Here is a 9863-nt window from a genome sequence, read left to right on the forward strand (position 1 = left end):
CTGCGCCGCATTCGGCTCGACGGCCCAGCCGACGTCGCCGGCTGGCGCACGGCCGCGCGAAAGCTGCTGGCGGCGCGCACTCCGCCACTGTCGGTGGTCTGGTCGACCGCAATCGGTGAGGAGGATCTGTTCGCGGCGGACGACGAGGCCGGCTTGCCGGCCGCGCCGGAGAACGCCGCGCAGGTCTCGGTGCCGCGGGCGTTTCTTGACCTCGCCGAGCGCGGACTGCTGCACAGCGACCCCGGCCGGTTCGACCTGTTTTACCGCCTGCTCGCGCGCGTCGCCTTCGACCGCGGCTTGATGGAGGATGCGGCCGATCCAGACCTCGTGCGCGCCCGCGGCCTCGCCAAGGCGGTGCGACGCGACATGCACAAGATGACGGCCTTCGTCCGCTTCCGCGAAGTCACGAATGACGACGGCGCACATTTCATCGCCTGGTTCGAGCCGGAGCATCACATCGTCGAGGCGACGGCGCCGTTCTTCATGAGGCGTTTCGCTTCGATGCGCTGGACCATCCTGACGCCGGAGCGCTCCGCCTTCTGGGATGGCGAGACGCTCGCCTTCGGCCCCGGCGCAAGCCGCGCCGACGCGCCCGACGACGACGCCCTCGAGGCCGTTTGGCGAACATACTATTCCAGCATCTTCAATCCGGCCCGGTTGAAGATCTCCGCGATGCGCGCGGAGATGCCGAAGAAGTATTGGCGAAACCTTCCGGAGGCTTCGCTCATTCGTCCTCTGATCGCGGAGGCCGCGAAAGCGTCCGCTGAGATGGTGAGCGCCCCCGCGACGCCGCCGAAGAAGGGACATCGCCCAATGCCGCAACCGGACCTGCTCGCGCCCGCCGACCGCACGACGCTCGAAAGCTTGCGCGACGAGGTGGATTCCTGCCGGAACTGTCCGCTCTGGGCCGACGCTACGCAAGCCGTGTTCGGCGAGGGGCCCGATAATGCGCGCGTAATGATCGTCGGCGAACAGCCCGGCGACAAGGAGGACATCAAGGGCCGACCTTTCGTCGGGCCCGCCGGAGCCCTGTTCGACCGCGCCGCCGAAGAGGCCGGGCTCGTCCGAGAAAACCTCTATGTCACCAATGCGGTGAAGCACTTCAAATTCGAGCCGCGCGGCAAGTTCCGCCTGCACAAGACGCCGGGTCCCACGGAGATCGCGGCGTGCCGCCCTTGGCTCGAGCGCGAGACGGAGGTTCTTGCGCCGCGCCTCGTCGTCGCCATGGGAGCCACGGCTGCGCGTGCGGTGATCGGCCGTCTGGTGAAGATCGGCGAGACGCGCGGCACAATTCTGAAGCGGGAGGGACAGCCGGACGTACTGGTTACCGTGCACCCCTCCTTCCTGCTGCGCGTGCCGGACGGGGAGCGCAAGCAAGAGGAATATCGCCGCTTCGTCGAGGATCTGAAGCTCGCCGCTCCGTTCCTGAAGGCGGCCTAAAGCGCACCGGAAAACGCGACGCCCGGTCCCATCACCGCAACATGGACAGGCTCGTCCGGGCCGATCGCCATTGAGGCTGGCGCGCGCACCGGAAGCGCCAGATCGCCGAAGGCGACGGTGAGAACGCAATGATCGCCGCGGAAGCTGCGCACCGTCACCTTGCCGGCTCTGCCTTCGCCGGACGCGACTGTCACGATCTGCTCCGGACGCAGGCAAAGCCGCGCCGCGCCGTCTCGGCAGCCGGGATCGGGTCGAGTCGGCAGAACGCCCAGCGCGGTTTCGGCGCGCCCGTCCCGCATCGTGGCGTCCAGGAAGATCGTGGGGCCTGTAATGCGGGCGACGGCGGCCGAGGCAGGCGCGGCGTAGACCGTCTCAGGCGGCGCTGCCTGCGCAATGCACCCCTTATCCATCACCGCGACGATGTCGGCGCTCGCGAACGCCTCTTCGGGGTCGTGCGACACAAGGATCGCCGAAGCGCCGGTCTTACGAAGCGCCGCCATCACCTCTTCGGAGACCGCCCGGCGCAGGTCGAGATCGAGTCCGTTGAATGGCTCGTCGAGCAGCACGACGTCCGGCCGCGGAGCGAGCGCGCGGGCGAGCGCGACGCGCTGCTGCTGGCCGCCGGAGAGCTCGTGCGGGTAGCGGGCGGCGAGTTCGGAGACGCCGACCAGTGCAAGCGTTTCGGCGATACGCGGTCCGCGCCGTTCGGCGCGCGTCAGCCCGAAGCCGACATTGCCGGCGACGCTCAAATGGGGAAACAGCGCGCCTTCCTGCGGCACATAACCGATCCGGCGCTTCTCCGGCGGCAGATGCGCCGTCGGCCCAGAAACGACGCGACCGCCAAGCGCGATCTCGCCGGCGTCGAGCCGGTCGAAGCCGGCTATGAGACGGAGAAGCGTGGTCTTGCCGCAGCCGGAAGGTCCTAACAGGGCGGTGACCGCGCCGTCCGAGGCGGCGAGATCGACGCCGCTCAGCACCTCGCGGGCGCCGTGGGACTTGCGCGCGCCGACGATGTCGACCGTCGTCATGGATCGTCCTGCAGGTCGTCGGCGCGGCGCGTGAATACGTAGACCGGAACAGCCGAGATCGCGACGAGCAGCGCCGCAAAGGGCGCCGCCGCGGCGTAGCGGCCCTCGTTTGCGTGCGACCAGACCTCGGTCGCGAGCGTCCGCACGCCGATCGGCGCCAGCATCAGCGTGGCCGTCAATTCGCGCACGATTTCGAGCGTCAACAGCGCGAGCGCGCCGCCGACGCCCGGCAGGATGTTCGGCGCGACGATCCAGGCGAAGGCGCCGAGCCCCGAGCGGCCCAGGCTGCGTCCAACCTCCTCGAAGCGCGGCGGGACGAGCTCCAGCGAGCCGCGAAGCGCGGACTGCGCGAGCGGAAGGAAAAGCGCGGCGTAAGCAGCAAACAACAGACCGGCGGTCTGGTAGGCCTGCGGCGCGAAGCGGATGGCGAAGAAGACGAGCGCGAGCGCGACGACGAGGCCCGGCAGGCCGTGAACGACGTAAGGCAACTTGTCCGCAAAGGAGGCGAACGGCCCGCGGTGACGCGTCGCGAGCAGCGCGAGCGGAGCGCCGAGCGCGGTCACCACCAGAGCGCCGGGCAGCGCGAGACCGAGCGACCCGCCGAGCGCCGGCCAGAGATCCGCAATCGCTCGGCCGGCGGAGCTGCCGACCGCCAGCCAGTAGGTCAGCATCATCAGCGGCGCGCCGAGCGCGAGCGCCGCGAGTAGGGAGAAGCCCGCGAGCGCGGGCCATGTCGCCCGGCCGAGCGGAACCGGCGGCCGTCGACGCGCAGCGCCCTTCCCGCTCCGCGCGAAACGCAGGCCGCGCCTCAAACGCATCTCGAGCAGCGCCGCGGGGAGCGCCAGCGCCAAAAGCACCGCCGATTGCAGCGCCGCCGTCTCGCCGTCGAATTCCAGCTGGTAGCTGTCGAAGATCGCGGTGGTGAAGGTCTGCACCCGGAGCAGCGCAAGCGCGCCGAACTCGGCGAACATGTGGGTCAGAACCAGCAGCGCGCCTGCGCCGAGCGCTGGGGCCGCCTGCGGCAGCGTCGCCTCGAAGAACGCGCGCCACCCACCGCGGCCAAGCGAACGGGCCACGTCCTCGAAGGCGGGGTCCATGCCTCGCAGCGCCGCCGCGACCGGAAGGTGCACCAGCGGATAATGCGAGAGGGTAAGAATGAGGATCGCCCCGCCCATGGTCTGGAAAGCCGGCCCGAGCGACGCCCAGGCGAAGCTCGCGACGAAGGCCGGCACGGCGAGCGGCAGCACGCAGACAACCCGCCAGCCCCGCCGCCCCGGCAGCGCGGCGCGCTCGACGCACCAGGCGGTCGCGACGCCGATCAGGGTGGAGAGCGCGGTGACGGAGATCGCGAGCAGCAGCGTGTTCACGAGCAGTTCGCCGGTGCGCGGCCGGAAGATCTCTGCGACCGCGACCGCCGGCCCGGCCTGCGCGCCGCGCGTGGCGACATAGGCCAACGGCAGTGCGACAAGCAGCACGGGGGCGCCCGCCGTCAGCAGCAGCCAGAGCGGAGCGCCCGCGTCCCGCCGGGCGACGGCGACCGCCGGACTAAAGGCCTGCTGGCTCAAGCCAGGCCGGCCTCGCGCCTGAGATCGCGCGCGAGATCGGCGTCCGCGATGTCCTCCGGCGTCACGTCCGGCGGATCGAGCTCGTCGATCGGTTTCAGCGCATAAGGCGACTGGACGCCCGGCCGCACGGGGTATTCCGCGACGGCCTCGACCAGCGCCTGCTGGCCCTTCTCACTGACGAGGAATGCGAGGAATTTTTGCGCCGCTTCCGGCCGCTTGCTCGAGCGCATCGCCGCTGCGCCCGAAAGCGTGAGCAGCGCGCCGGCGTCCTTGTGGCCCATGTAATGCAGCTGGCAGCGCATGCGCTCCTCGCCAAGCTCTTCGGCCACCCGGAACCAGTAATAGTTGTTGACCAGCGCCGTCGCGATCTCGCCGCGCTGTACGCCCTGCACCGCCGCCACGTTCCCGTTGTAGACTCGTCCGTTGTCGCGCAGGCCCTTCAGCCAGTCGAGCGCCGCCTCGCGCCCCTTCAGCTTGACGATGGCGAGCGTCTGCGCCTGGAACTCGCCGCTTGTCGGCACGAAGCCAACCCGGCCGCTCCATTCGGGCTTCGCAAAATCCGTCACTGTCGTCGGCAGAGCGGAGACCTGGATCATGTCCTGATTGTACGCGACAACCCGGCAGCGCGCGCTGACGCCGATCCATGCGCCGTCGCCCGCGGCGTAGTTCGCCGGAATCTGCTTGAGCGTTTCAGCCGACGCCGCCGTGAGCAGACCGCGCTTGGCGAGCGTCGCAAGCGGCGCGCTTTCCTCGGAATAGAAGACGTCGGCGGGCGAGGCGGCGCCCTCCTCCACCATCTGGTTCGCGAGCTGCGCGCTGGAGCCGCGGCGAATCGCGACTTCGATCCCGGTCTCCCGCGAGAACGCCTCGACGATGGCGTTGGTCGTTTCGGGATGCTGGCCATTGTAAAGGGTCAGCGGACCGGAAGCGTCCGCGGCGCGCGCGGTTCTGCCAAAAAGGGCTGCTACCGCAAAACCAGCGCCGGCAAGAAGAAGTTCTCGGCGCCGCAAGGTCCTCATTAGAAAGGCTCCAAATTACGCAGGATGCCCTGCGACGGAGTAAGAACTGCCGAAGCGTTCCCAAGTCAACTGCTCCAAAGCAGCCAGCCGCTTTGAAACGCGGGAGCGCCATGCGCGCGAGCTATGGCTGCGAGATAGATAGCACACTATCTATTTTCTGATGCACAGCGGCGATCCAGAGACGGCCTCCGATTTCGGCTTCGAGCTTGGCCTTGTCGCGCGCCGCTGGCGGCGCGCGCTCGACGAGGCGCTGGCGTCTTCCGGGCTGACCGACGCCAGTTGGAGGCCGCTCGTTCATCTCGCTCGTCTCGGCGACGGCGCGCGCCAGCATGATCTGGCGCGTTCGCTCGGAATCGAAGGACCTACGCTCGTCCGCATGCTAGACCGTCTAGCCGACGCCGGCCTCGTCGAACGGCGCCAGGACCCGACCGATCGCCGCGCCAAGACGCTGCGGCTGACGGAGGCTGGCCGCACCGCCGCCGAGCGCGCCGGCTCCATCGTCGGTCGCGCCTGCGAAGAACTGATCGAAGGCGTGGAGAAGGCGGACATAGAAGCCTGCCTTCGCGTGTTCCAGGCCGTCCTCAGGCGCGCCGACGGCGAGGCGGCCCAATGAGCGACGCGACCCTCGACGGCCTGCTGTTCGCAGTGCGGACGACGGTGGCGGCCCTGCTCGCTGCCTATGTGGCGTTCCTCGTGAACCTGCCGCAGGCGTCGACCTCCATGATCACGGTGTTCATCGTCTCGCAGCCGCTCGCCGGCATGGCGCTGTCGAAGTCGGTCTACCGGATCCTCGGCACCGCCGTTGGCGCGGTCGTCGCCGTTGCGCTCACGGCGGCTCTGAACGACATCCCGGAATTCTTTGCGACCGCCGCCGCCCTATGGATCGGGATCTGCGTGGCGGCCTCCGTCTATCTCCGCGACGCCCCTGCCTCTTATGGCGCGCTGCTGTCGGGCTACACCGTCGCGATCATCGCGTTTCCGAACGTCGACGCGCCGGACGCGGTTTTCCTTTCGGCCCTCGATCGCGCCGCCGAGATCACTGTCGGCATCGTCTGCGCGACAACGCTCAGCCAGACGCTGTTCCCGAAGAGCGCCGCGCAGGCGCTGCGTCTCTCGACGCGAGGGGCGGTGAACTCCGCTGCGCTCTGGGCCGCTGATACGCTGACCGGGCGGAACGACGTCGCCGCCCAGCGCGACCGGCGCCTGCTGATCGCGCGCGTGACGAAGCTCGACGCCTTACGGATCCACGCCTCATTCGACAGCGCGGAGGTGCGCCTGCTCAACCGGCGCATCCGCCTGCTGCACGGGCGGCTGATCTCCTTCATCGCCATGCTGGTCTCGACCCATGACCGCCTCGAAGCGTTGCGCGCGGCGAATCCGAACCTGGCCGAGACCCTGAAGCCTCGCCTGGCGCAGGCCGGCGCCGCGATGGCCGACGGCGTGACGCCGGAAGAGCGACGCGCGACGGCCGAGGCCCTGCGCGCATCGGCCCCCGACGCCGCAGCCATACGCGCCGACCGGTCGAGGCTGATCGAAAGCACGATCCTGAGGCGAGTGGCTGACCTTGTGGAGCTCCGCAGCGAACTCGCGCCGCTGACGCCGGCGGACCGCGGAGCTCTCGTGACGATCCCCGGAGAGTCCATTGCGCGCTACCGTGACCTCTCGCTCGCGCTGGTCGCCGGCGGAACAGCCTTCGCCGCGCTTCTGGCGACATTCGCCTTCTGGATCGGGAGCGGCTGGAACGCGGGCGCGGGCGCCGCGGTCCAGGTGGCGGTGATGACGAGCCTGTTCGCCCAGCAGGACGACCCTGGAGCCTCCGCTCTCAAGTTTTTTGTAATGACCGCAGCAAGCACCGTGGTCGCCGTGGTCTACGCTTTCGCCGTCCTGCCGCGGTTCGAAGGCTTCGAGATGCTCGCCGTCGCTCTGGCGCCCTGCCTGTTCGCCGCCGCCTTCGCGATGAATTTCCCTCGGACGACGCTGCCAGGCCTGGCCTTCTCCCTCGGCGTGTTGACCCAGCTCGGCCTGACCGACGCGATAGCGACGGACTTCGCCAGCTTCGCCAACAATGCGCTCGCGACCTTGTTCGGAATCGGGGCCGGCGCGGTGATGCTCGCCGTGCTTCGTCCGATCGGCTCCGCGTGGCCCATCGCCCGGCTGACGGCGGGCCTCCATCGCGACCTCACCTCCGCCTTCGCCGGGCGGCGGGCGCCGGCCAGGTTGGTCTTCGAGAGCCGGATCTTCGACAGGATCGACGGCATGATGGCGCGGTTGGATCCCAACGATCCGCACGATTTGGAGCTCGAGCGGGGGGCGCTTGCGGGGGTGCGTGTCGGACTGAACGGTCTGGCGCTTCGCCGCGTGGTGCGCGATCTGCCGCCGGGGGCCGCGAAGCCGCTCGCGGAAAGTCTCGCCGATCTCGCGCGGCATTTCCGACGGCTTGCCCGCGGCGAACGCTCTTCACCGCCGATGGCGCGCCTCGAGGCCGCCCTCGACGCCGCGCTCGCGGCGGACCTTCCCAGGGGAGGCGGGCTGGACGAGACGCCGATCTGGCTCTCGGCGCTCATCGCAAGCCTCGCCCAACACCCGAGGATGTTCGGCGCGACTCTAGCGGTGGAGAGGTCGGCGTGATCAAGGAGGTCGACGTCTTCGGCGTCTATGCGCCGCCGCTGCTGCTCTACGCCGCCCTCGCTCTTATCGTCTGGCAAGTCCTGCGGATCGTGCTCGAGCGCCTCGGCGCCTACGATCTCGTCTGGCGCCCGGCAGTGTTCAATCTCTCGCTTTATGTCCTGCTGCTCGCAGCGACAGTCGCGATCCTGAAATGAGAAACCTCATGCCCTCCCCCAAGGCCGTCGCCCGCGTCGCCGCGACGCTCGTCGCCTTCCTCGCCGCAATTGCGGGCGGGATCTATGTCTGGCGCGCTTACGTCGAGACGCCTTGGACTCGTGACGGACGGGTCAGGGCCGACGTGGTGCAGCTCGCGCCCGACGTCGCGGGCCAGGTGTTCGACCTCAGGGTCAAGGACAACCAGCAGATCCGTAAGGGCGACGTCCTGTTCGTGATCGACGAGGAGCGATTCCGGTTGGCGCTCGACCTCGCCCGCGCGACCGAGGCCGGGCGCGCCAGCGATCTGGACCAGAAGCGACGGGAATCGGATCGCCGCTCGCGGCTGACCAGCGCAGCGCTCTCCGAGGAGGCGCGCGAGCAGGCGCTGGCCGCGGTGAGCGCCGCCGACGCTGCCCTGCGCGCAGCTGTCGCCGAGCGGCAGACGGCTGAACTCAATCTAGAGAGAGCGGAGGTGCGCTCGCCGGTGAATGGCTACGTCACGAACCTGCTGCTGAAGACCGGGGACTATGTGACGGCTGGCCGGGCGGTGATCGCCATTGTGGACAGCGACAGCTTCTACGTCGCAGGCTACTTCGAGGAGACCAAGTTGCCGCTGATCCGCGAGAGCGATCCGGCCACGGTCCGGCTTATGGGCGACAGTCGCGAGATTGAGGGCCGCGTCGACAGCGTAGCGCGCGCGATCGTGGATCGAGACAATGCCTTGGGCGCCGACCTTACGGCGAACGTTAACCCGAGCTTTTCATGGGTGCGGCTTGCGCAACGCATCCCCGTCCGGATTGGCATTGGGCAAGTACCGGACGGCGTGCGTCTCTCGGCAGGACTGACCGCAACGGTTATCATCCGTCCGCGCGACCGGCAGTAGCCGTCAGAAAATAAGGGATATGGGCGGCCGCGCGCCGCCACCGGCTCAGAACAGTTGTACGACGGCCCAGATGATGCCCGCCCACAGAGCGAGCGACAGCGGAACGGCCATGACGAAGCCCCTCGCGAACGAGCGCTTGGACTTGCGGAGCGCCCGCGCGGGAGCCGGATAGCTGATGGAATGCGCGGAGATGTCGACCATGAATCACCTTCCCGTTCGGCCATTATCAAATGACGACCCGGGCACAGGATTCAACCCTTAAAGTAACGGGCGCACTAAGACCTCCGTCGTAGCCGACGAAGATTTGCTGCGATGCATAATCATTGTTTACTGCAGCGCATCGAATTCTAGCGGCTTAAAAGTCAGCATGTCCCATATTGGGGCGCCCGCGCGAGCATGGCGCGCGTGGAGCCCGCTCTGGAGGCGGACAGGGAGCATCAAGCCAGACGCGTGGCTCGACCTCTGGGCTAGATTCGAACGCGCCCTGCGCTTTCAGGGTTCCCGTCGTCGTTTGCCCCTAGACCGCAGGATGAGCCGTACATCCAGGAAGCACCGCCGCTTAGATGCGACGCACGCCGAAACGAAACGGACCCGCTCGCTGTCTCGATCATGGTCGGCTCAGACTCGTTCAAAGCCGCCGAAAAAATGGGCGCGGATCGCCGCTCTAGCGGCTTCTGAACGAACGTTGGACGGGAAGATCAATCCAGCCGCGCATGGCGAGCGAGGGCCGCGATGCGCGGCTGCGTATCTCTATAGATTTTTGTTCAGAGGCGAGCGGGAAGAGCCCTGTCGGGCGTTTGTGAGAACAAATCGTGAACGAGAGGTGATCTTAACGCGAACGGCTACCCCGCCCGCCCGGCCTCCGTCTTCTCGATTGTCTTGTGGGGTTCTGAGATATCGCCTCAGCGCTGGTACCTGATCAACTCCGCTTTCGAATATTGCGGCGTCTCTGACCGAGGCCTGCGATTACGACGAGGATGGCGTGCATGTCGCCCCGTCATGCCAACGCCACTCATCCCCTCCCAGACGCAAAAACCCGCCGGCTTTTAGCTGGCGGGTTTTTGTTTATTTGGTTGCGGGGACAGGATTTGAACCTGTGACCTTC

At 68.1% G+C, this 9863-nt stretch carries 9 protein-coding genes; 5 read left to right on the plus strand and 4 right to left on the minus strand.

All coding sequences use genetic code 11. The features are described from left to right. Positions 1-1440 (plus strand): UdgX family uracil-DNA binding protein, encoded by a 1440-nt coding sequence (locus EYR15_RS13320; protein WP_131004063.1) that lies wholly within the window; start codon positions 1-3, stop codon positions 1438-1440. Here the strand turns inward: EYR15_RS13320 and EYR15_RS13325 are convergent. The 3 genes from EYR15_RS13325 to EYR15_RS13335 are packed head-to-tail and all read right to left on the minus strand — an operon-like array spanning position 1437 to position 5052. After that, a complete protein-coding gene (locus EYR15_RS13325; RefSeq protein ID WP_131004034.1) occupies positions 1437-2468 on the minus strand; it encodes an ABC transporter ATP-binding protein in 1032 nt (343 codons plus the stop codon). The two genes, EYR15_RS13320 and EYR15_RS13325, sit on opposite strands and share 4 nt — an antisense overlap. Then, entirely contained in the window at positions 2465-4033 is a 1569-nt protein-coding gene (locus EYR15_RS13330) for an ABC transporter permease (RefSeq protein WP_131004035.1), read from the minus strand. The genes EYR15_RS13325 and EYR15_RS13330 overlap by 4 nt, the downstream gene beginning before the upstream one ends. After that, positions 4030-5052, minus strand: a complete 1023-nt coding sequence (locus EYR15_RS13335; RefSeq protein ID WP_131004036.1) for an extracellular solute-binding protein — start codon at positions 5050-5052, stop codon at positions 4030-4032. Before EYR15_RS13335 ends, EYR15_RS13330 begins: the two co-directional genes overlap by 4 nt. A gap of 160 nt (positions 5053-5212) precedes the next feature. On the opposite strand from EYR15_RS13335, the gene EYR15_RS13340 reads away from it, so the two are divergent. The 4 genes from EYR15_RS13340 to EYR15_RS13355 are packed head-to-tail and all read left to right on the plus strand — an operon-like array spanning position 5213 to position 8758. Then, positions 5213-5665: a MarR family winged helix-turn-helix transcriptional regulator gene (locus EYR15_RS13340; RefSeq protein WP_131004037.1), complete on the plus strand. Its 453-nt coding sequence runs from the start codon at positions 5213-5215 to the stop codon at positions 5663-5665. Continuing rightward, complete coding sequence (locus EYR15_RS13345) at positions 5662-7680, plus strand: FUSC family protein (protein WP_131004038.1); 2019 nt, start codon at positions 5662-5664, stop codon at positions 7678-7680. Before EYR15_RS13340 ends, EYR15_RS13345 begins: the two co-directional genes overlap by 4 nt. Further along, a complete protein-coding gene (locus EYR15_RS13350) occupies positions 7677-7874 on the plus strand; it encodes a DUF1656 domain-containing protein (RefSeq protein ID WP_131004039.1) in 198 nt (65 codons plus the stop codon). The genes EYR15_RS13345 and EYR15_RS13350 overlap by 4 nt, the downstream gene beginning before the upstream one ends. 8 nt (positions 7875-7882) lie before the next feature. Beyond that, the gene (locus EYR15_RS13355) at positions 7883-8758 is read left to right on the plus strand and encodes an efflux RND transporter periplasmic adaptor subunit (protein WP_131004040.1); all 876 of its coding nucleotides are present in this window, start codon (positions 7883-7885) and stop codon (positions 8756-8758) included. Between the two features lie 45 nt (positions 8759-8803). Here the strand turns inward: EYR15_RS13355 and EYR15_RS17005 are convergent, their stop codons facing one another. Further along, the gene (locus EYR15_RS17005) at positions 8804-8959 is read right to left on the minus strand and encodes a hypothetical protein (protein WP_165455500.1); all 156 of its coding nucleotides are present in this window, start codon (positions 8957-8959) and stop codon (positions 8804-8806) included. Between the last annotated feature and the right edge of the window lie 904 nt (positions 8960-9863).

Source organism: Hansschlegelia quercus, assembly GCF_004310425.1.
Lineage (GTDB): Bacteria > Pseudomonadota > Alphaproteobacteria > Rhizobiales > Methylopilaceae > Methylopila > Methylopila quercus.

Bases quoted from the DNA above. Each gene is read 5' to 3' on its own strand.
- EYR15_RS13325 (WP_131004034.1), bottom strand. From the start codon at position 2,468: ATGACGACGGTCGACATCGTCGGCGCGCGCAAGTCCCACGGCGCCCGC.
- EYR15_RS13335 (WP_131004036.1), bottom strand. From the start codon at position 5,052: ATGAGGACCTTGCGGCGCCGAGAACTTCTTCTTGCCGGCGCTGGTTTT.
- EYR15_RS13340 (WP_131004037.1), top strand. From the start codon at position 5,213: ATGCACAGCGGCGATCCAGAGACGGCCTCCGATTTCGGCTTCGAGCTT.
- EYR15_RS13345 (WP_131004038.1), top strand. From the start codon at position 5,662: ATGAGCGACGCGACCCTCGACGGCCTGCTGTTCGCAGTGCGGACGACG.
- EYR15_RS13355 (WP_131004040.1), top strand. From the start codon at position 7,883: ATGCCCTCCCCCAAGGCCGTCGCCCGCGTCGCCGCGACGCTCGTCGCC.
- EYR15_RS17005 (WP_165455500.1), bottom strand. From the start codon at position 8,959: ATGGTCGACATCTCCGCGCATTCCATCAGCTATCCGGCTCCCGCGCGG.